General features: G+C 41.2%; 7 protein-coding genes. 3 read left to right on the plus strand and 4 right to left on the minus strand.

Translation table 11 applies throughout. The annotated features are described in order from the left end of the window. Positions 1 to 57: 57 nt before the first annotated feature. Together L1S31_RS00805 and L1S31_RS00810 are read left to right on the plus strand one after the other, a co-directional pair. Positions 58 to 1,647 (plus strand): peptide chain release factor 3, encoded by a 1,590-nt coding sequence (locus L1S31_RS00805; protein ID WP_236460609.1) that lies wholly within the window; start codon positions 58 to 60, stop codon positions 1,645 to 1,647. Positions 1,648 to 1,722: 75 nt separating this feature from the next. After that, the gene (locus tag L1S31_RS00810) at positions 1,723 to 1,932 is read left to right on the plus strand and encodes an Fjoh_0651 family PID-CTERM protein (RefSeq protein WP_502539609.1); all 210 of its coding nucleotides are present in this window, start codon (positions 1,723 to 1,725) and stop codon (positions 1,930 to 1,932) included. 89 nt (positions 1,933 to 2,021) lie between these two features. Here L1S31_RS00810 and L1S31_RS00815 read toward each other — a convergent pair whose 3' ends face one another. The 3 genes from L1S31_RS00815 to L1S31_RS00825 all read right to left on the minus strand — a co-directional run bounded on the left by L1S31_RS00815 (position 2,022) and on the right by L1S31_RS00825 (position 21,941). Continuing rightward, entirely contained in the window at positions 2,022 to 7,151 is a 5,130-nt protein-coding gene (locus L1S31_RS00815; RefSeq protein WP_370637867.1) for a RemA C-terminal-like gliding motility protein, read from the minus strand. 2,533 nt (positions 7,152 to 9,684) lie between these two features. After that, positions 9,685 to 15,615: a RemA C-terminal-like gliding motility protein gene (locus L1S31_RS00820; protein ID WP_236460632.1), complete on the minus strand. Its 5,931-nt coding sequence runs from the start codon at positions 15,613 to 15,615 to the stop codon at positions 9,685 to 9,687. Between the two features lie 248 nt (positions 15,616 to 15,863). After that, positions 15,864 to 21,941 carry a RemA C-terminal-like gliding motility protein gene (locus L1S31_RS00825; RefSeq protein WP_236460634.1) on the minus strand — a complete coding sequence of 2,026 codons (6,078 nt, stop codon included), beginning with the start codon at positions 21,939 to 21,941 and terminating at the stop codon, positions 15,864 to 15,866. A gap of 495 nt (positions 21,942 to 22,436) precedes the next feature. On the opposite strand from L1S31_RS00825, the gene L1S31_RS00830 reads away from it, so the two are divergent. Further along, a complete protein-coding gene (locus tag L1S31_RS00830; protein WP_236460643.1) occupies positions 22,437 to 23,165 on the plus strand; it encodes a hypothetical protein in 729 nt (242 codons plus the stop codon). A gap of 78 nt (positions 23,166 to 23,243) precedes the next feature. Here the strand turns inward: L1S31_RS00830 and L1S31_RS00835 are convergent, their stop codons facing one another. After that, the gene (locus L1S31_RS00835) at positions 23,244 to 23,486 is read right to left on the minus strand and encodes a hypothetical protein (protein WP_236460645.1); all 243 of its coding nucleotides are present in this window, start codon (positions 23,484 to 23,486) and stop codon (positions 23,244 to 23,246) included. Positions 23,487 to 23,652 lie beyond the last annotated feature (166 nt).

Below are 23,652 nucleotides of genomic sequence, written 5' to 3' on the forward strand. Positions count from 1 at the left end.
AAGCATATCGAAATAATCAGTAAATAATAGTATTTTTGCAACCAATTTATCAAAATCATGAGCTTTTTAAAAGAAATACAACGCCGCAGGACCTTTGGAATCATCTCGCATCCCGATGCCGGAAAAACAACTCTTACCGAGAAATTACTACTCTTTGGTGGAGCCATTCAGGAAGCTGGTGCGGTTAAGAACAATAAAATCAAAAAAGGAGCCACTTCCGATTTCATGGAAATAGAGCGCCAGAGAGGGATTTCGGTTTCGACTTCGGTTTTGGCATTCAACTATCAAGGCAAAAAAATCAACATCCTGGATACGCCCGGACACAAGGATTTTGCTGAAGATACTTTCCGAACGTTAACGGCTGTCGACAGTGTGATTGTGGTGATTGACGTTGCAAAAGGGGTTGAGGAACAAACCGAAAAATTGGTTGCCGTTTGTAGGATGAGAAACATTCCGATGATTGTTTTCATAAACAAATTGGACAGGGAAGGAAAGGATGCTTTTGATTTGATGGACGAAGTAGAGCAAAAGTTAGGCTTGAGCGTAACGCCATTGAGTTTCCCAATCGGAATGGGGTATGACTTTCAGGGAATTTACAATATCTGGGAGCAAAACATCAATCTTTTTAGTGGTGACAGCCGTAAGAATATTGAAGATACGATTGCCTTTTCTGATATTGACAGTCCGGAATTGGAAAAAATCATTGGAGAGAAACCAGCTGTAAAACTTAGGGAAGAACTCGAATTGATTTCAGAAGTTTATCCTGCCTTTGACAGGGAACAATACCTCAGCGGTAATTTGCAACCCGTATTTTTTGGTTCGGCATTGAACAATTTCGGAGTTAGGGAATTGTTGGATTGCTTTGTGGAAATCGCTCCGGCACCAAGGCCAAAGGAATCTGAAACGAGATTGGTAAAACCCGAAGAAGAAAAAATGGCCGGATTTGTATTCAAAATCCACGCAAATATGGATCCGAAGCACCGCGACAGGCTGGCATTCGTCAAAATAGTTTCGGGAACCTTTGAGCGCAACAAACCGTATCTGCATGTCCGTCAGGGAAAGAACCTGAAATTCTCAAGCCCTAATGCATTTTTTGCTGAGAAAAAGGAAATTGTAGACATCTCATATCCTGGCGATATTGTTGGTTTGCACGACACCGGGAATTTCAAGATTGGCGACACGCTTACCGAAGGGGAAATCATGAGTTTTAAAGGAATTCCGAGTTTCTCACCCGAACACTTTAGATATATAAATAATGCTGACCCTTTAAAAGCAAAACAACTGGACAAAGGTATTGACCAGCTGATGGATGAAGGTGTGGCGCAGTTGTTTACCTTAGAAATGAATAACCGAAAAGTCATCGGGACTGTTGGAGCACTTCAGTATGAAGTAATCCAGTACCGTTTGGAGCATGAATATGGTGCCAAATGCAGCTATGAAACTTTTCCAGTTCATAAAGCCTGTTGGGTAAAGCCCGATGACGCCAAGAGCGAAGAATTCAAGGAATTTAAAAGAATTAAGCAAAAGTTTCTTGCGCATGATAAATATGGTCAATTAGTGTTTTTGGCAGATTCTGAATTTACAATCCAAATGACTCAGAGTAAATTCCCAAATGTAAAATTGTATTTTACCTCAGAATTTGAGTAAATCGTCGTAAAATTTGAACTAAATTTTTTAGTTCTAAAAATGATTCCTATATTTACCGGCTGTAATAGAGCGTTTATGAAAAACCTATTGAAATTTTACTTACTGGCTTTTATTTTATTGTCTGATTTTGTGGCTTTTGCACAACCAGGCGATGACGATGGTGGTGGCGGACTTGAAGGTGGTGACCCGGAACCAGCGCCAATTAACAGCAAATTAATCCTGTTAGCAATAACCGGTATTCTTTTCGTAATGTATACTTTTAGAAAAAATAAAAAGCAAGCTTAAAAAAAAATTTTAAGCTTATTTTTTTATAAAAACCATAAAAAAATCCCCACCGTTTTGGTGGGGATTTTTTATTTAACAATAATATAATATCATCGGATAACCTTCTTGGTAACCACGATTCCATCTTCGGAAGTAATTTGAAGCAATAAAACTTCATTTGCCAATCCGCCACTTATTGTAGCCTGATTCGAATTGATATTGGTTTTGTCGAATAACAATCTTCCTCTGATATCAAACACTTTTACCGATTTCATAATTGTGTTTCCTGAATTGATTACAAACTCATTGCCCTGGCTGTAAATAACCACTGAATTTGCAGTGAAAGTATGATTAGACAATTGTGCCTGGTATACAACTTCAAAACGATTGGTAAACGTTCCTGCATCTGAAGCAAAAGTATAAGCGCCAGTACTTAAATTATGGATTGTAGTCGTCAGGTTGTCTTTTAAATAAACTGCCTGTGCACCGTTAGTAAATATTCCGTCAACATGATCAATGGCAATGGTGTAGCTTCCTGCTGTAGTTATTTTACAACTTAATGGAATCATATCAGAGGCATTGAATGGCAATGCTTTTCCTTGAATGGTATAATCTGTATTGTCAAGGATTGAGCTCAACAAAGCACTCCCTGTATTGATATTTTTACCGTCGTATAAATCCACATCGTTGGTTGCACCAGTCATATAACCGGCAGCCATTTGGCAAAATGCACCCGAAGCATTCGTTAAATTCAACCAGAATCTGTTCGTTTCAACAACATCATTCACAGCAGTTGCATTGCCTGTTTTAAAGAATTGATCTGCATTATCGGAAGAACGCTGCCCGTTTCTAAAATCAACAGTTGTCGCAGCACCGGAAGCTTCTACAAAGAAACCTTGTCCGGTTCTCAGGATTCCATTCGGATTGAATACCTGCGCTTCATTGTTGGATGTAAATGTTCCTCCTGCCCAGGTACAATAAGCATTATTGGAAGTATTGTTGTTGGTTTCCCTCCAAAAATACAATGTCCCGGTAATGTTGGTACTATTATCTGAAACAAATTGCGTCATGCTGATTGGTGACGGATAAGGATTTCCAACCAAATTAAAGCGTTGTCCTGCACCACCGTTTATCATATTAAAAGTTATGTTCCCGTTATTTGGAACCCCGGTAAATGTACCATTCCAAATGGTTGCAGCAGTTGGATGATCCCAAGGCATACGGATTAAGTATCCTTTCGCCTGAGCAAACTGAACATTATTGCTGTCAGTACCATTAACGCCACTAGCATTCAAACCTGTCAGGTTGAATCCGAGGTCAGCGTTGTTGAATACATTAGTGTTCGTTCTGTAAACGTAAAACCTGTTTCCGAAAGTAGAAGGGGAATAAGCATATACTCCCTGACCCGTAACTGGCGAAGACCATAAGGTATAATCAAGACGCTTCAACGCTGATGAATTCCTTTTTACAATTATATTACCCGAATTGGCCAAAGTGGTGTTCTGCAATAAATTGGCATTGTTATTTAAGGTAAATGTACTTCCGGCTTCAACAGTTAACCTTCCGTTCAAAGTAACATCGAATCCTGACGGAACAGTTACTGTTGCATTATTTTTCAATCGAAGCGAACAGGCAGCTAAATCACCGCTCAACGTTGCTGTTGAACCATCGAACACAACTGATTTTCCAGATGTTGGCGTCCCATTCGACCATGATGCACCTCCATTGGTAGAAGTAGTCAAATCAATGGTAATGGAAGCTGAACCTGTATTACCTGTTCCTACACAACCGCTGGCACCTGTTACAGAAACCAAAGTATAAGTCGTCGTTGCCAATGGCGAAACTGAAATATTTGAACCACTCGCATAATTGTTTACGGTTGTATTTGAAGTCCCATCATTGTAAACTACTGTAAATGGAGAAGTTCCTCCGGTTATTGCAACACTTAGATTCGTTGGGCTGCCTGAGCAGATAGCGGCGCTTCCGGTTAGGATTGCGGCAGAAGTTGTTGCATTTACTGTAACCAATTGCGAAGCACATGTTGTGGTGTTACAAGTTCCACTGTAACGCACATAGTAAGTTGTATTGGATGAAGGAGAAACTGTTATTGAATTTCCGGTTCCTGCAGAAGTCCCTCCGCATGAACCCGTAAACCATTGCACTGTTGCTCCTGTTCCCAATGTACCTCCACTTACTGTAAGTGTAGTACTGTTTCCGTTGCATATAGTCGTCGTTCCTGTAATTCCGGTTGGAGCTACAGATGGTGTGTTTACCGTTACCAATTGCGAAGCACATGCTGTGGTATTACAAGTCCCGTTATAACGCACATAATACGTTGTATTCGACGAAGGTGAAACTGTAATCGAGTTTCCTGTTCCGGCAGAAGTTCCACCACAAGAACCAGTGAACCATTCTGCTGTTGCTCCAGTTCCAGCTGTTCCGCCACTTACTGTTAAAGTAGTGCTGTTCCCGTTGCAGATTGTTGTTGTTCCTGCAATTCCGGTTGGAGCCACAGATGGTGTGTTTACCGTTACCAATTGCGAAGCACATGCTGTGGTATTACAACTTCCGCTATAACGTACATAATAAGTTGTATTGGTTGAAGGTGAAACGGTAATCGAGTTTCCTGTCCCTGCTGATGTTCCTCCGCATGAACCTGTAAACCATTGTACTGATGCTCCCGTTCCTGAAGTTCCGCCACTTATTGTAAGTGTCGTACTATTCCCGTTACAGATTGTAGTGGTTCCGGTAATCCCGGTTGGAGCTACCGATGGTGTATTCACTGTTACCAATTGCGAAGCACATGTTGTTGTGTTACAGGTTCCGCTGTAACGTACATAATAAGTTGTATTCGATGAAGGCGAAACTGTTATTGAGTTTCCTGTTCCTGCAGAAGTTCCACCACAAGAGCCTGTAAACCATTGCACCGTTGCTCCGGTTCCTGCAGCTCCACCACTTACTGTAAGTGTTGTACTGTTTCCATTACAGATAGTACTTGTTCCTGTAATTCCGGTTGGAGCAGTTGACAAGGTGTTTACTGTAATCAATTGCGAAGCGCAGGTTGTAGTGTTGCAGGTTCCGCTGTAACGCACATAATAAGTTGTGTTGGATGTCGGTGAAACTGTTATTGAAGTTCCTGTTCCGGCAGAAGTTCCACCGCAAGAACCCGTAAACCATTGTACTGTTGCTCCAGCCCCTAATGTTCCTCCGCTTACCGTTAAAGTAGTGCTGTTTCCATTACAGATAGTGCTTGTTCCTGTAATTCCTGTTGGAGCTACCGATGATGAATTTACATTTATGGTTCCTGTTGCATTCACATTTCCACAACCTCCAGTCAAAGGAATGCTGTAATTGAATGTTCCGGTCGCTGTTGGTGTTCCGCTTATTGTTATTGTATTTGATGACCAGGCAGCAGTTACTCCGGTTGGCAAACCTGAAGCAGTACCAATTCCTGTTGCTCCTGTTGTAGTGTGGGTTATTGCGGTTAAAGCCGTATTCACACATAAGGTCGGTGAAGATGAAGCAGCGCCAGCTGTATTAGTTGGGTTTACTGTTATGCTCGGAGTTGTTGTCAATTGGGTTGTACAACCTGTTGCAGTTATTGTAGCCAATACATTAAATGTAGTAGCAACCGTTAAGTTACCTGTAGGCAGGTTTAAATTACCGCCATTACCTGTAAGGGCAGATCCTATATTAGTATTTCCTGAATTATTCCTTAATTGATAGTTTTCAGTGGAAAGAGAACCTGCAACAATAACATTGGCTCCGGTTCCTGTACATACCGCTGCCGAAGAAACTGTTATAGTTTTATTTGCTGGATTCGGAGTTGTTGATACATTTACCAAATTACTTGGAACCGACGCACAACCAGTAGTTAGGTTTGTCGCTTCAACGTAGTAACCTGTTCCAGCCGGCACATTGGTAAAGCTAAGTGCAGCTCCTGTTCCGATTATTGGGTCACCAACCTCTTCATCTGCATCATCAATCAATTGATATTCTATTCCAGCTACAGAGGTAGTCGAAGTAATTGTTCCATTATCTCCGGGACTTGCGCAAATAGTGCTTCCTGTTATAACAAGTGCTGCAGGATTTGCTGTTGTTGTAACATTAACAGCATTACTGTTAGAAGAAATACATCCCGTTGTAGCATTGGTTGCTACAACATAATATCCATTTCCTGCATCCAAATCGGTCCAAGTCAAAGCACTTCCTGTACCAGGCAGTACTGCCTGAATCGCTACATTACTTGAATTATACAGCTGGTAATTCACGCCTGTTTGGGAAGTTGAAGAAGTAATCGTTCCATCATCTCCAGGACTTGCACAGATTGTACTTCCGGTCAAAACCAAGGCTGTTGGATTAGCATTTGCAGAGACATTTACAGCCGTGCTTGTCGAAAAACATCCGGTAGTAGCATTGGTAGCAATAACGTAATAGCCATTTCCAGCTGCCAGTGCTGTCCAGTTCAAAGCTGAACCTGTTCCTGCCTTAGCAGCCTGTACAGTTGCATTACTCGAATTATATAATTGATAATTAACTCCGGTTTGAGAAGTTGTTGTTGTTATTGTTCCATTTCCTCCTGGGCTTGTACAAATGGTACTTCCTGTTAAGGAAGGCACAGCTGGATTAGAATTTATAGTCAATACAACAGCCGTTCTTGTTGCACTCAAACATCCTGTTGCTGAAACTCTGGTCTGAGCATGGTAAGTCCCGGCTGCTGCAGGTGTATAAGAAGTAGAACCTGATAACAACAAAGTTCCACCACTAGCCTGATTATACCAGTCGACAACCTGCCCAGCAGTTACTGTTACTGTTAATGCCGGAATGGTAGCTCCTGAACAAATTGTTTTATTTCCACCACTTGTTGGTGCACTAGGCGCATTACAGTTAATATTGATGATACCGGTTGCAGTTGATCCAAACCAGGTAGCATTTTTATTTACCGCTGGCGAAGCGGTAGAACCCCAAGTTCCGATAACCTGAGAAGCCCCACCAAGCGTAAGCGATAAAGCGCTATGAGTCAAACCTGTTCCCAAATTGGCTACAGCTGTTCCGCTTATTGATAGATTGTTGTTTATTGTAGTAGCGTTACTTAATGTCTTGATTCCAGAACCTGAAAATCCAAGGTTGTAGAAAGACGAATTGGCTGCAATCGTTTGATTTCCGGCTGCGCCAAAATTTACTGTCCCGGTTGAAGGCACAAACACGCTTCCTGTTCCGTTCCATGCAGTTGCGCTCACAGCATTTACATTCAATATGCTGCTTCCACCATTTAAGACTCCAGCTGTAAGTGTTACAATTCCTGTGAAAGTATGTGTAAATCCTATTCCAAGATTCAATGCAGCAGTTCCTGAACCATTTATTGTCAGGGTTGATCCATTTGCATTTCCCGTCATAGTTGCTATACCTGCAATTTTAGTAAATGTAACCGCTCCTGTCGTAGTAAAATCGTCTATTGATTGCGTTGCTGTTGTACCCGCAATTGTTACGCCTCCTGAACCACTTGTTAGCGTTCCGTTATTGATAAAATCACCATGGAAAGTCATCAAATTTGCCCCTGGCGTTAAAGTAGCTCCTGTATTGATATTCAGAGGAACACTAGTATTGTTACCAATCTGAACAACTCCCGGTGTAGTTATAGCTCCCGTGTTTTTGATAACAATCCCTCCAGTGGCCACGAATGGTGTAATCCATTCCTCAGTAGAGGCTGTTCTTGCTGTTGCAGTGTTATACTGCAAAGTTGCCGCCGTTCCATAAGATATTGCTCCTGTAGTTACAGTAGTGATAGCCGTTCCTTCCATTGACAACACAGCATTGATGGTTGGCGATGTGGCAAAAGTCTTCGTCCCTGAACCCGATAAGGTTAGATTGCTATAGGTTGTTACGTAAGCAGTTTGTCCAGCTCCGGTATAGTTAACAGTATTTCCCGCTGTTGCTGCGTTTAGTGTTGTAATTCCGATTGTTCCGTTTAAGTTTAAAATCCCTGTTGCTCCCTGAATAAAACTTCCAGTTCCGGTTAATGATGCGGCAGCAGTAACTGTACTGTTATTAGTAACAGAAACTCCGGTTACTGTAAGTGCAGTAGCAGAAGTAAATATGCTGTTGATGGTATACGCTCCGGTAAAAGTTGCCGTTGGGATAATTGTTGAAGTGGTTCCGCTAATTATTTTTGTTGCTCCGGTAAAATTATGCGCTCCTGTATTGGCTGTAAATGTTGTAGCATTATTAGTAAAATTTCCTCCAAAATTAATTGCAGAAACAGCTGATTCATTCCAAACACCATTTAGGGTTACGTCTCCAGTAAATGTTTTTGCGCCGGTTCCTCCAAGAACAATCGATCCTGTAACCGAAGTTGCGCCACCTACACCTAAGGTAAAGTTGTTACCTGTCGTAAATGTGGTACCAGAATTAATCGTAAGATTATTGGTTATGGCCAAATTAACAACCGAAGTAGTTGTTGCAGTCCCGCTCAAAGAAAGCGCACCAATTGTTGTAGTTCCTGTGGCTAAGGTTTTTGCGCCGCTTCCTGAAAAATTTAAATTACTATAGTTTCCGGTGTGGATTGTTTGTGCCGCTCCGGTATAATTAACCGTATTTCCTGAAGTAGTAGCATTTAATGTTGTTATCCCGGACGTCCCTCCAATATTCAAAGTCGCTGTAGCTCCTTGAGTTACACCTCCTGTACCGGCAAGCGATGTAGCCGCGGTAATCGTTCCGTTATTGGTTAAAGTTACTCCGGTAACCGTAAGTAAGGTTGAGCATGTCAGAGTTCCATTGTTTGTATAAGCAGATGTAAATGTTGCCCTTGGCATAGCCGTATTTGTGCTTCCTGACAAAGTCCCTGCTCCTGTAAAGTTGTGCAAACTAGCTACTAACGAAGTAAACGTCGTCGCATTATTAATAAAATTATTTTTTATAACATATGTATTTGCCACAGTATTCGCACCTGCATTCGACTCGTCCCAAACAGCACCTGCGTTCAAGGTTAAAACCCCATTAAAGTTGATTGTACGCTTTGTAGTGCTTGTCGAACCAAAATTGATTCTTCCTGTTATGGTGGTAGCGCCCAGTATGGTAGTATTTCGCTTAATTGTCATTGTTCCTCCACTATTAACCGTAAGCGCTCCAAAAGTTACCGTAACTCCGGAGTTATTCATGGTCAGTATGGCGCCGCTATTCACCGTTACAGAACCCGCAGCGGTTTGCGTTATTGAGGCGGCAATGTTAACGAAATTAGTTCCAGTGGTTGCAATAATGACAGTATCTCCCGTTCCTGGCGCTACACCGCCAACCCATGTTGATCCGGTTGCCCAGTTTCCACCTGTAGCAGTACTGGTAATGGTTGCTGCCTGTATAGCAAATGTTGACAGGACAAAGGGCAGAATGAATAAAGATTTTTTTAAGGTTGAAAGGTTAATTCCTTTCGGATTCGAATTGAGAACTATTTTTTTCATTTTGACAGAATGATTAAAAAATTTATTTGTTGCGAATAATTGAAAAGCAAAAATAGATATTAAGTTTAGAAAAAAACAAAAAAAAATCCGATTAAATACGCTTTTTATCGATTAAATGCATATTTTTATATATTTTTGTAATATTTATCTTTATTTTACTTGATTTTATTTTGCTTTTTTGCAAAATTAATGATATGTAAGGCTTAGGCTATAAGTTAAAATCTTAAGTAATACACTAGTTATTAACATTCGCAGGACGCGATACAATAAAAAACCCCGCTATTTCTAGCGGGGTTTTGAGTATAATTTTAAGATGATTTTATCGAATCACTTTCTTAGTTACTGTGATTCCATCTACTGATGTTATTTGAACCAAAAGAACTTGATTGGATAAACCGGCACTGATTGAAGCCTGGCTCGAATTGATTCCGTTTTTCTCTTGAATCAATCTGCCTCTGATGTCAAATATTTTTACAGATGACATGACAATGCTGCCCGTGTTGATTACGAAATCATTATTCTGGTTGTAGACAATTACATTGTTTGCAGTAAAGGTTGGATTATTGGTTCCCAATTGGGTTTGATAAATAATTTCAAAACGATTGGTAGACGTTCCTGGTGCTGCCGTAAATGAATAACTTCCAATTTTCAGGTCATGTTCTGTACCCATTAGATTATCCTTTAAGATAATGGCTTGTGAGCCCGAGAATAATCCGTCAACATGGTCGATGGCAATTGTATATTCTCCAGCATCTGTAACTTTAAAGCTAAGCGGAATTACATCTGAGGCACTAAATGGCAAAGATTTACCTTGAATTGTGTAATCTGTATTATCCAAAATTGAGTTCAATAATACACTACCGGTATTGATGTTTTTACCATCGTATATATCCACTTCATTGGTAGCATTGGTCATATAACCGGCGGCCATTTGCGAAAACGCTCCTGAAGCATTTGTCAGGTTCAGCCAGAATCTGTTGGTTTCAACAACATCGTTGGCAACATTGGTGTTTCCTGATTTAAAGAACTGGTTTGAATTGTCTGAAGAACGTTGTCCGTTTTTAAAGCTTAAAGCAGTTGCTGCCCCAGAAGCCTCAACAAAGAACCCTTGACCTGTCCTGATGATTCCGTTCGGATTGAAAACCTGAGCTTCATTGTTGGATGTAAATGTTCCTCCTGCCCAGGTACAATAAGCATTATTGGAAGTATTGTTATTGGTTTCCCTCCAGAAATATAGTGTTCCGGTAATATTCGAACTGTTATCTGAAACAAACTGTGTCATATCGATTGGCGATGGATAAGGATTTCCAACCAAATTAAAGCGTTGTCCTGCTCCACCATTGGTCATTGTAAAATTGATGTCTCCATTATGAGGAATACCTGTAAATTGACCATTCCAGATTGTAGCCGCTGTTGGATGATCCCAAGGCATACGGATTAAATATCCTTTAGCTGATGCAAACTGAACATTGTTGCTGTCGGTACCATTTACTCCATTCGGATCTAAACCGGTAATGCTGAGTCCAACATCTGCATTGTTATAAACATTCGTATTGGTTCTGTAAACATAAAACCTGTTTCCAAATGTAGAAGGTGAAAAAGCGTAAACTCCCTGACCCGTAACTGGTGAAGACCATAAGGTATAATCAAAACGTTTTAACGCCGATGAGTTACGTTTTACAATGATGTTCCCTGAATTGCTATAGCTTGTACCAGATGGAATAGTCTGCAATAAATTAGCATTGTTATCTAAAGTAAATGTACTGCCAGCTTCTACAGCTAAAGCACCTGTTAAAACAACATCCGATCCTGATTGAATAGTTACAACTGAACTATTTTTTAATGTAAGCGAACAGGCCGCAAAGTCAGCACCCAATGATATGCTTGTATTGTCAAAAATTACTGATTTTCCTGCCGATGGCGATCCATTAGACCAAGGCCCACCATTCGTTGAAGTAGTCGAATCGATTGAAACCAAAGCAGAACCACTATTTCCAACGCCAACACAGCCATTAGCATCAGTAACTGATGTTAAGGTATAGGTTGTTGAACTTGTTGGAGTAACAGGGATATCGGTACCACTGATATAACTTCCAACACTGCCGCCAGAATAAACCACTGCATAAGGAGAAGTTCCACCAGTAATAGTAACCTGTATATTAGCTGTGCTTCCTGCACAAATAGAGGTAGAACCTGAAATTACTGAAGCACTTGGCCCATTCACCGTTATTGTTCCTGTAGCATTAGCACTTCCACATCCACCAGTTAATGGAATCGAATAATTATATACGCCCGGCGCTGTTGGTGTTCCACTAATTGTAATCGTATTAGTTGCCCATCCTGCACTTACTCCTGAAGGCAATCCGGTTGGCGATCCAATTCCGGTTGCTCCTGTAGTAGAGTGTGTAATTGGTGTTAGTGCCGTATTAACACATAAAGAAGGTGTAGAAGATGGCGAACCAACTGTATTAACCGGATTAACAGTAATTGTACCGGTTGCATTTACGCTACCACAGCCTCCTGTCAATGGAATCGAATAATTGAAAGTTCCTGAAACTGTAGGTGTACCACTAATGGTAATTGTATTGGTTGCCCATCCTGCATTTACCCCAGAAGGAAGGCCTGTTGGTGACCCGATTCCGGTAGCTCCTGTTGTGGAGTGTGTAATTGGAGTCAGGGCTGTATTAATACACAATGTTGGCGTTGTTGATGGTGAACCAGCGATATTATTTGGTGTTACTGTAATAGTACCTGTTGCATTAATACTTCCACAGCCACCTGTTAATGGAATTGAATAGTTGAATGTTCCTGACACTGTAGGTGTACCACTAATTGTGATTGTATTTGATGCCCATCCTGCAGTTACGCCTGTAGGAAGGTTCGTCGGTGTTCCGATTCCTGTTGCTCCTGTTGTTGAATGTGTAATTGGAGTCAATGCCGTATTGATACACAATGTTGGCGTTGATGAAGGTGAACCTGAAATATTGTTTGGATTAACGGTTATTGTTGCAGTATTATTTGAAGTTATTCTTGTAACACAATTATTGGTAAGATGATTTATAGTAATTGTTGTAGAACCGCTATTGGCCAAAACTGCCGCTGTTGTAAAACTTCCTGAACCAGCTCCACCTGATACTGTCATGGTTGCATTACCTGAACCAGTATTAGACCCACTTAATGTATAGAATACACTATAGGTTCCATCTGGTAAATTAGCTCCAGATGACGTAACCGAAACTGTTGCTGCAGTTCCGATACATGTTGAAGTATTTACTGTACTTGCGAGACTATAGGTAGCACATGATCCTACATTCAAATAACCTGTATTATTTGCAAAGAATGCAGAGTCAATATTGGCTGCAGGTGAACCTGTTCCACCATAGGATGTACCTGTTGTTCTTACTGAACCACCAGTAGTCAGCGTAGCCGAAGTGGAACCAAAAGTTCCAAGGTCAGCCTTAACTCCTGTATTGATATTCAGGTTTCCATTGATTGTAGTTGCTACTCCTAAAGTTTTAGTACTTGTGTTGGTTGCAAAAACCAAATCCTGGAATGTAGTTGTTGAGCCTGAAATACTTTGTGCAGAACCATTTAAGGTAACCGTTCTTCCGTTGGCTGTGAAAGTTCCATTATTGGTAAAGTTTCCTTTTATAAATAAATCTCCCGAAGCTGTTGTACTCATGGCAAATGAACCACTACTGATAGTGAAGTTTCCATTAATGTCTCTATGAAATGCATCTCCTCCGGTACTATTCCAGTTTACGGATGAACTATTTGAAATTACAAAATTCCAAGGCACACCTTGCTGTGCAGAACCTGTAGCGGTAACATTTCTAAACCAAGCTGCTGATTCATTTGCGCCTGAATTGTCATATAATGAAAAACTTCCTCCGTTACTGATTTCCAATGTTGAACCACTGGCATAGATTGGAGCCGAATTACCAGATGCAAATCCTCCGCTTAAAATCTTGAAAGTTCCATTTAAGGTCGTAAGGTTTGAACCGAAATTCACACCGCTGTTGGTTTCCAAAGTAACGTTAACACCCAATGACCAGCTCCCGCTTGCCGTTGTGAATGTTTTGGTACCATTTGAAACTGCTATCTTACTACCTGATGCTCCGTTGATTGTTGAAGCAACTCCATTAGCATGGATATTTCCGCCTGTCGAAGAGAAAGAAATGGTTTGCCCATTCAAATCTAAATTACTCGCAGATGTTTTTATTTCAAATGTGTTTCCAGAAGTGGCAGCAATGGCTAAATTGGTTCCTGTAGCCAATGTCACAGTTCCTGCAGTTGCTTTATCGATTAATAAATAATCAAAGGTTTCTGTTCCTCCTCCGGTTACTGTTATTGTTTGTGTTGTACCGCTTCCGGTAAAGAATACTGCTTTCGAGTTTCTTGTAAATGTTAATCCCGATGAAGCTTTAGTCCAGTTTCCACCAACCTTTAAATCTCCGTTGATAGTAAAATTGGCGCTATAATTTACATTTCCTGTAACGGTTGTGGTTGTCGTTCCGCTTAAAGTTAATGGTGCAGTAGTCCCAACAGTTATATTGGCACATTGAAAAGTATTTCCGTTCAAATCCAGAAACATTGTTCTTCCGTTTGCATTGGAAGTGCTCAAGGTTCCTGTAATTGTTCTTGCAGCACCTAATTGAACCGCACCGGCATTGATTGACGCACTGTTTTGCATTTGCAGGATTACGTTAACCGGACCATTTGAAGCCGGCCAGTATCCATGTGTAGAATCTACAGGGCCATAAGCTGTGGTTTGGGTAAAATTATAGATAAGCGTTCCGCCCGAACCATAAGTCCACGTTCCTCCGGCACCACTACCTGTAAAAGATCCCTGATTCACCTGGAAAGAACCATTAACAGTCATGGTACGGCTACTGGCTATCCAGTTTCCTGCAGCAAAATTGGTATTGTTTGCCAAAGTTTTACCCGAAGCAATAACCCAGTTAATATTGGTATTGGTAAATGTTCCTGCTGATGTCGAAAAAGTCGCACTTGAAGCCCCGCCTGTAAAATTAAAACTCGAGACTGAGCCGGTACATTTGAAGGTTCCTCCAGTCTGGCTGAAATTCCCACCCAAATTAATTGTTGGCGCCGCAGTACCGCTTGCTAAATCAAGAATACCTCCAGACACAGTTAAGTTTCCACCAATGGTAAGGGTGTAGCCAGTATTTCCCGATAAACGCAACTCTCTGGTGCTTCCGCCCGTTGACTGCACAGTAAGGTTTCCATTTACCGTGGTAAGTGCTCCCTGCTGATTCCATGAACCAGCCAAAGTGGTAACGTTGAAAATCAAATTACCCCATGTTACCGAAGGCAATGTTGCTAAGGCTGTACCTGTACCATCACCCCATTTTTGAATTTCCACCGTACTGGTTGTCGCAAAAGATTTTGTTGTACCTGGGATATCAGTAGCTGAACCATTGGCATTATTGGAAGCGTTATGAGTATATTTCGCCCCGGCTTCTATTGTAAATGTTCCTGTCGCAGCAAAAACGGCTGTAGCAGTTGTGGTAGAACCTGTTTTAATTGTAACGTTATTGAAGGAACTAGCCGTTGTGATGGATGGCGTGGCTCCAGTAAAGTTAACCGTGCTGGTTGATTTAGTAAAGGTTGCAGCCGTATTTAAGGACCATGCAGAAGTGGCTCCTGTCATATTAATAATACCTGCTCCCGAAAAGGTCAAAAATGATTTGGAATTAGCTGCAGAAGTAAGATTTCCTCCTATCGACACTGTACCGGTGCTTATGCTCAATATGGCATCGTGGGAGTGCGCACCATTGGTACTTTGCCCTTGTATGTCAATATTACCACCAACCGTAAGCGTATTGGAATTAACATCTATCGTATTGGTACGGTCTCCATTTGCCGAGTTAGACAAAATGGAAACATTCCCCGTTACAGTCAAACTATTATTTAAATTTATCGCTGTCGTAGCGGATGTTCCTCCTGTTAGAGTAATGGAATTAGCTGCTGCAGCTACGTTTACGGTAACCGTGACACCCGTGTTGATTGTAACTGCATCAGAAGAAGTTGGTGTGGCAGCTGAACCAGCTACTCCACCTGCCGTTGTGGCCCAAATTGAACCATTCCAGTTACCAGTGGCTACAGCAAACCTTTGGGCATGAAGGTTATTGAAACCAAAAAATAGTAAAAGCAACAAAATGCATTTTCTTGCTCCAGAAATTGCAAACCCATTGTAAAGCGTTCTAAAAGAAGTAATTATTGCATCCATAGTAATAGTCATTAGTTTAACTGTCAAAAATACCCTAATCACAATTTGATGAAAAATAATATCGATTAGATGCAATTTTAATTGTTAAAGTGCTGTTTTTAGTTAAAATTCAGCCAATTAAGACTATAAAAATGTTATAACTTTACGCATAGCGTTTTTCCCTTAACTCTTGCTGGTCACTCCTATAAATTTCAAAAAAAAATCCCCGCTATTTCTAGCAGGGATTTGAATATAAAAATTGAATGTTTTTATCGAATTACTTTCTTCGTTACTGTAATTCCATCTTCTGAAGTAATCTGAATCAGGTGAACTCCATTTGACAAACCAGAACTTATAGAAGTCTGACTCGCATTGATATTGTTTTTCTCCTGCAATAACCTGCCTCTGATGTCAAAAACTTTTACCGATTTCATAATCGCATTTCCGGAATTAATTACAAAATCATTGTTTTGGTTGTAAACGATTACATTGTTTGCGGTAAAGGTTGGATTATTGGTTCCCAATTGCGTTTGGTAAATCACCTCAAAACGATTGGAAGACGTTCCTGCGTCAGCTGTAAAAGTGTAGCTTCCTGTTTTCAGGTCATGTTCTGTATCCATTAGATTATCCTTTAAGATAATAGCTTGTGAGCCCGAGAATAATCCGTCAACATGGTCGATGGCAATTGTATATTCTCCGGCATCTGTAACTTTAAAGCTAAGCGGAATCACGTCCGATGTATTAAAAGGCAATGCCTTGCCCTGAATGGTGTAATCTGTATTATCCAAGATTGAGTTCAATAATACGCTACCCGTATTGATGTTTTTACCATCGTATAAATCCACTTCATTGGTAGCATTGGTCATATAACCCGCAGCCATTTGGGAAAACGCTCCTGAAGCATTTGTCAGGTTTAGCCAGAATCTGTTGGTTTCTTCAACGTCGTTGGCAACATTTGCATTCCCCGATTTAAAGAACTGGTTTGAATTGTCTGAAGAACGTTGTCCGTTTTTAAAACTTAAGGCAGTTGCTGCACCCGAAGCCTCTACAATAAACCCTTGACCTGTCCTGATGATTCCGTTCGGATTGAAAACCTGAGCCTCACTATTTGACACAAATGTTCCTCCTGCCCATGAGCAGTAAGCATTGTTTACAGTAGTTCCGTTTGTTTCCCTCCAGAAATAAAGTGTTCCTGTAATATTCGTACTGTTATCTGACACGAATTGTGTCATGCTTATTGGCGAAGGATAAGGATTCCCAACCAAATTAAAGCGTTGTCCTGCTCCACCATTGGTCATCGTAAAATTGATGTCTCCGTTGTTAGGAACTCCTGTAAATTGACCATTCCAGATTGTTGCTGCCGTTGGATGATCCCAAGGCATACGGATTAAGTATCCTTTTGCCTGGGCAAACTGAACATTGTTACCGTCTGTTCCATTGACACCGTCTGAGTTCAAACCTGTGATATTGAATCCAAGGTCAGCGTTGTTATAAACATTGGTATTGGTCCTGTATACATAAAAACGGTTGGCAAAAGTAAATGGCGAGAATGAATAAACTCCCTGACCTGTAACCGGCGAAGACCACAAAGTATAATCAAGTCTTTTTAATGCAGAGCTGTTGCGTTTTACAATTATATTACCCGTGTTGGAATTTGTAGTTCCGCTTTGCAATAAATTGGCATTGTTATTCAATGTAAAGGTACTTCCTGAATCTACAGTTATTGCACCAGTTAATGTTATATCAGTTGCAGATGCCACAGTAACCGTAGCATTATTAGTCAATCGTAATGTACAACCAACAATATCAGAACTTATTGTTCCTGTTCCTCCATTAAAAATAACCGCCTTAAGGTTGGTTGGAGTCCCATTACTCCAGGTTGCCCCACCATCAGTTGACGTAGTTGTTGGTAACGCAAGAACCGCATTTCCGGTCATCGTCTGGCTTACATTACAACTTCCGTTGGTGTTGGTTGCTACAACCGTGTAAGTTCCTGTAGTGGTCTGAACTCCAAAATTCAAAGCACTTCCCGTTCCCGGAACCGCAGAACCCACATTATTCCCATCAACCTTAAGCTGATAGTTCACATTTGTTTCTGAACCTGATAAGGTAACCGAAACACCGGTACCTCCAGGGCAATAAGCTCCTCCACCTCCAACAGTAAAGGTCGCAGGTGTTTTACAGGTAACATATCCTTTTACGATAACATCATCTATACGGAAGTTTCCGGCACCAGATGAAGAACGTGAACCATTTAACCATCCTTGGATAAGAACTGGTATGGTCGATAAATTTGTTAAACCAGTTGTATTCTGATTAACTGATACCAACGTTCCGTCTGGAGCGTTCACTGTATATAAAGCGCTTCCACCTGCAATGTCATATGAGAAAGCAGAAGGTCCGGCAGCTGTTGCCAAAGCATTAAACTGCATGCTGGTAACTTCAATCACATAACCCGTATTGGCAGTAATTGTAAAATTAAAATTCTTAGCTCCGGTTTGAGTTGTTGTTGTATATCCACCTGAACCGGCAACATAAGGTTCATTAGGGAATTCACTACCCGTCGTAACAAGAGTAGAAAGTGTTCCAGCAGAGATAGCAAAATCAGTAACTCCAACGTTGGCATTTTTTGCAGTATAATTTATGTATGGACTTGTTGTAAAATCGAATTGGGCAATAACGGTTGGTGCCAAAGTAATTACTATGTTTCCACTGGTAATTGTCGTAAAACTTCCTGAGTTCGCCGTGATGGTAAACGTGCTTGCAGTATCAAATTGTGCCGCACTGAAAGTAGCAACACCAGCTACAGCTGCAACTGTTAATGTTCCTGATAAAACACCCGTTCCACTGGCTTTAGCAATTGTAACGTTTCCTGTATAGGTATTATCTACACTGTTATCCGGCCTTCTTGCCTCAACTGTGAATGACGCTAAATTCACCCCAACATTTCCTGTTGATGGTACTCCAACAAAAGTCAAATGATCTGCAGCAGCGAGTACTGTAAAAGTAGCACTGGTTCCTGCTGTTGCCACTGCAACTCCCGAAGTATTGGTAGCCGTAATGGTTACTCCTGTTCCGGCATTCGCCAAAATAATCCCGCTGACAACTACCGAGCTCGAACCTGAATTTATAGTTCCGGTAGTAGTTCCTGAGATTGCTCCTGCATTTCCGTTTGTAGTCAAACTAAACGAAGAACTTGCCGATAAGGTAGTATTGGAACCGTAATTATCCTGTACTGTTACGGTTGCACTAAATCCTGAACCCGCTGTTGGCGAAGAAGGAGTGATAGCTGTAACCACGTATTTAGAAGGTACTGATAACAATCCATTGTCTTTTCCAATGGCAAAATATTGTGTTCCTGTCGTTAAATCTGCAGGCGAAAGCGTTGTGTTTGTTGTAACGGTGAATGGATTTGCTCCAGCCACAGTAGATGCTGCCTGTTGTGAATAAGCTGTTCCGTTATAATGCCCGATGAAATAATCAGTAGCTGCTGCGAAACCTGCTCCGGTTTCTCCAGTATTGTATTGCGCAACTACGGTTAGGGTACTTCCTCCTGCAACGGCTTCGGTTGTGATCCATTGTCTGGTAACCGTTTTTGTATTATTGGCACCAGCTGGCGCTGTATTGGCTACTCTCACTCCATAAACGTCTGAAGTTCCTGAGTTAGTGAAGGTAATTGGATTGTAGGCTGTATTTCCTACTGCAAATAAGGTAGCGGTTCCTCCAACGGTTCTTTTCAACTGACCGGTGCCGGCAGCAACTACATAGTTGGTAGTACTTGCTCCTGTAATGTTCCCTGCACTTCCAATGTTCAGGTTATTTGTTCCTAAAGTTATTTTTCCTGAAGTGAATGCCAAAGTTTGATTCACAATCACCGAATTATTTAATGTCAATCCTGTACTATTGTTCAAAGTCAGGTAATCAAAAGTAGTAGCTCCTGTTATTGCCTGGGCACTAGCTCCGTTGAATCGAACCGAACGCAGGTTTGGTATGAAGGTACCGCCAGATAGGGTCCAGTTTCCTGCCACATTCAAATCTCCTCCGACAGCATCCCCTAAAGAAAGACTGCCCGAAAGCACTATATTCCTTCCAACGGTTAACGCACCGCTTTTGTTGTTTCCATTACCGTAATCCATGTATAAAGCCGAACCGGTATCGATAGTTAAATCCCTTACCAAAGCCAAAGCTGTTGAAAATGCTGCTCCGGCTGTATTTGGATAATTTAGTGTAGTGGAATTGGTCACCTGTACATCATTTGGATAACCTGCACCCGAAACGGTACTCCATTCCAAACCTCTTCCATAAGTACCACCGCTGTTATATTTCAATAAAGCTGCAGCTCCGTAAATTGGTGGATTGGTATTTACAAAACAGCTTGTCGTACTATTGATAGACAAAGTTCCGTTCAGGGTTGTGATGTAAACCGCTCCCGATTTACCAAAATCAAGGTTACCATTAGTATTCAGGTTCACGGTAACATTGGCAGCCAATGTCAAACTTCCTGTTCCTGCATTGTTGGCAACAACCTTATAATTAGTGAAAGCCAAACTACCACCGGCAACTGTCGAGTTGATGGTTCGGGTTCCGTTTACATAGATGGCACCGCCCGAATTGTTAAAAGTAATGATACGGCCATTCAGGTCAAGGCCTCCTGTATTGATAAGTTGTAACACATTCCCACTTGCGGCATTTACAGTAATGTCGGTAGCCGGTGAGCTGCTCAAAACAAGGCTTCCCGCCGTTTTGTCTACGACTAAGTAATCGAAAGCTATGGTTCCGGCACCTGTTTTTGTTATCGTTTGTGTGGCAGCTCCATTAAAGAAAACCGCTCTTCCGTTTGTTGAAAAATTGGCAGAAGCACCAACAGTTAAATTCCCTCCAACATATAAATCTCCCGAAGAGGTTCCCAAAGTAATATTACCATTAATGATAACATCTGAAACCACAGCCAAACCGGCATTTCCGCCACTGAAGTTTTGGTATAATGATGAACCAGCGTCAACCGTCAATGTTCCGTTGGCTTTATAAGTACCCGTTCCGCCATTGGCAAAATTCAAGGTTGTATTGTTACTCACCTGGACATTGTTTGGATAACCAGGTGTGGTTCCAATGGTTCCTGTAGTTGCTGTCCATTCGGCAGCTCTTCCCGGAGAACCTCCCGAATTGTATTTCAACAATGATGCAGAACCGTAAATTGGGTTTCCTGTTCCAGACCATCCGTATCCAGAATTCAACTGAAGCGTACCATTGGTGCCGATAGTAATATTACCCGGATTGTTTATGTTGGCCGAAGTTTGGAACAAACCTGTAACCGTTCTGGCAAAACCTAAATCCAAAGGACAGCTGGTATTAACCGTAACGTTTACCGGACCACTTGAAGTAGGCCAATAGTTTCCATTATTTGCGGTATAACTTGTATTAAAAATCAGCGTTCCGGCTGAGCCATATACTAAATTGTTTGTTCCTGAAGTACTGGTAACCCATCCTCCTGAATTAAGCTGGAAAGAACCATTAATAGTAGTCGTTCCGTTATTGGTATAGGTAACAGCTGTTGCCAAAGTACCTCCTGAGTTCACCGTTGTGGTTGTATTTGCATTTCTGGTGCTGTAAGTTCCATTATCCATAGTGATGACAGCTCCTGAAACAATTACTGCATTGTCTGCAGACGTTGGAACCACACCTCCAACCCAACTTGAGGTTGAAGACCAGTTTCCGGTTACTGCATTTGAGGTAATTGTAGTACCTGCAGTTCCCTGAACCGTAAAATCATCAATTCTAAAATTACCATTATTAGTTGAAGTTCCAGTCCATCTAAATCTTAAATTTGAAACACCAGCTGCTCCAGATGGAAGGCTGATTCTAGTTCCTCCATTCACCAAAGCCCAGTTTGCATTATAAGTCACCTGAGTGTAAGTGACCGCATTCCAATTCGTTCCATCAGAACTCCATTCAAAAGGAATTGCGCCAGAAAAAGTAGCTGTTCCTCTAGCTCCCCATAAAACTGTGATTCCGGTATATCCTACAGTAGATAAGCTATTATTGTAAGTAAGGGTATGAGTCGAACCATTAGTTCCTGTAGCTGCGAAAAGCACATTTGCTCCTGCTGAAAAACCAGGGTAAGTCGACGATACAGAAGCTGTACTTCCGTTCCAACCGTTGGTTGTGTTTGAGCTTGTCCAACCTGTAGGCAATACGGCATTAGTTGTTCCAAAATTTTCTGTTAGCAATGTTGTCTGTCCAAAAGACAACGAACTAACCAGCAAAAGTGCGAAAAGCACAAAACCCATAGCAACATTTTTGAAAGGATTACTATTGGAAACAATAGTAGGATGCGTAAAAATTTTCATAAATCAATGGTATTAATAATGTTTTTAAAAATATGTTTGGCTTGTATTGGTTTAAATTAATCGCAAAAAAAAGAACTTAAAACTAATTTTAAGTCCCCGCTTTTGTGTCGATTTTGGGGTGATAAATCTACAATAAAATTCGACAAATTAACATTAATTTACGATTAAATCGATGAAAAGAAATTTGTTATAGGAAAAGACAGCGGAAAACCAATTCATTTGTAAATAATAGTAATATTTCTCCGCTTATTTTTTTGCTCTAAATCAAATTTTAAAGTTGGAAACAGCCTGTTTTAGCGGTTAATACATTCACAATAAATCATTTGTGCCCAACTAAAAAAAAAAAAATGGCAAATCCCCACCCGTCATCCCTTGAAAAACAGGACTTCCATACTCTTAAGAAAATCTTAAGTATTATCTTATTAAATATGGCATTGTGTTTGGTTCGGCAGAATCATGGAATAGTCCATGCAAAACCATCTAAATTTTTAAATTATGAAAACAAATGAAACCGGCCACTACAAAAATGTAGTCAGCCTAAACGCCCTCAAAGTATTCGCCGAAGGATTGGGAAACGGATACGCTCCACAAAAGGAAATCCTGCAGCTGCCTAATGTGGTCTCCCTGCTGGCAGAAGCAAACCTGCTGCATAATGCCGTAAAGGATCAATGCAATACCGTGTCCCTAAGTGTAGACCACCGCCAATTGGTTTTCAAGGATGTAAAACCGCTAAGTACCAGGATAATCAACACGATGCAGTCCACAGAGGTAGATCCGAAAACAGTCGATGATGCAAAGTATTTTAATGCTAAAATCCAGGGCGCACGCATCAACAGGAAACCCAACGGAAAAGAAGGTGAGGAATTAAACGGTACCAATTCCGTATCAAGGCAGAGTTATGACAGCATCTATGAAAACTTCAGGAGCCTAAACAACCTGCTGATACAGGACGGCAATTACAACCCTGCCGAAACCGAAGTCAATACTGCCGGGTTGACACTGAAGCAAAACGAGATGCTGGCAGCCAATCAGGAGATACTCGTACAAACCAATGACCTCGCTTCCAAGCGTATCCAAAGGAACAATAGGTTCTACGTGGGCGATGCCTGCCTGGTAGCCGTCGGAAAGGGAATCAAAACATACATCCGTGGCAAATACGGCATCCACTCCCCAGAGTTCGCCCAGGTAAGTACTATTAACTTTAAAATTTATAAAATAAGATAAATGGGAAACAATACTTGCTAAGACCGCCTCAAAGGCGGTTCTTTTTTTGCCCATTCCCAAGTAGAGGCAATTCTCATTCTAATTGCAGGTTTCCGTTACATTATCCTCCCATCCCCTTTTAAAAATGCCCCTGTCAACCGCAATCTTACGATAGTTAGTTTCAATATAGTTAGGGTCAACTATAAAACGTTGGGCAGCCATTTCAATACTGCCAACGGCAATTTTAGTAGTGCGGGTTACATTTATAGTGTTGAATCCCGCCAATTCAATGTAGCCGACGGCAGTTTCAATGTTGCGCACGGTAGTTTCAATTTTGCTCACGGCTGTTTCAATGTCGCAGACGTCGATTGCAATGCTGCAGGCTGTAGTTACAATAATTCCACTTACGCCATTCCGAATAATTCCAAAGCTGTCAGAATTACATCATGCCCAGTTAGAAACCGGCACGTGCAAATCAAACCACAAATCGAAAATTACCAACAAATAA

It is taken from the genome of Flavobacterium wongokense (assembly GCF_021608265.1).
GTDB classification, from domain to species: domain Bacteria; phylum Bacteroidota; class Bacteroidia; order Flavobacteriales; family Flavobacteriaceae; genus Flavobacterium; species Flavobacterium wongokense.

What these genes read in the sequence shown, in the direction of transcription:
- L1S31_RS00820 (WP_236460632.1), bottom strand. Translation starts at nt 15,615, where the DNA reads ATGGATGCAATAATTACTTCTTTTAGAACGCTTTACAATGGGTTTGCA.
- L1S31_RS00825 (WP_236460634.1), bottom strand. Translation starts at nt 21,941, where the DNA reads ATGAAAATTTTTACGCATCCTACTATTGTTTCCAATAGTAATCCTTTC.
- L1S31_RS00830 (WP_236460643.1), top strand. Translation starts at nt 22,437, where the DNA reads ATGAAAACAAATGAAACCGGCCACTACAAAAATGTAGTCAGCCTAAAC.
- L1S31_RS00805 (WP_236460609.1), top strand. Translation starts at nt 58, where the DNA reads ATGAGCTTTTTAAAAGAAATACAACGCCGCAGGACCTTTGGAATCATC.
- L1S31_RS00810 (WP_502539609.1), top strand. Translation starts at nt 1,723, where the DNA reads ATGAAAAACCTATTGAAATTTTACTTACTGGCTTTTATTTTATTGTCT.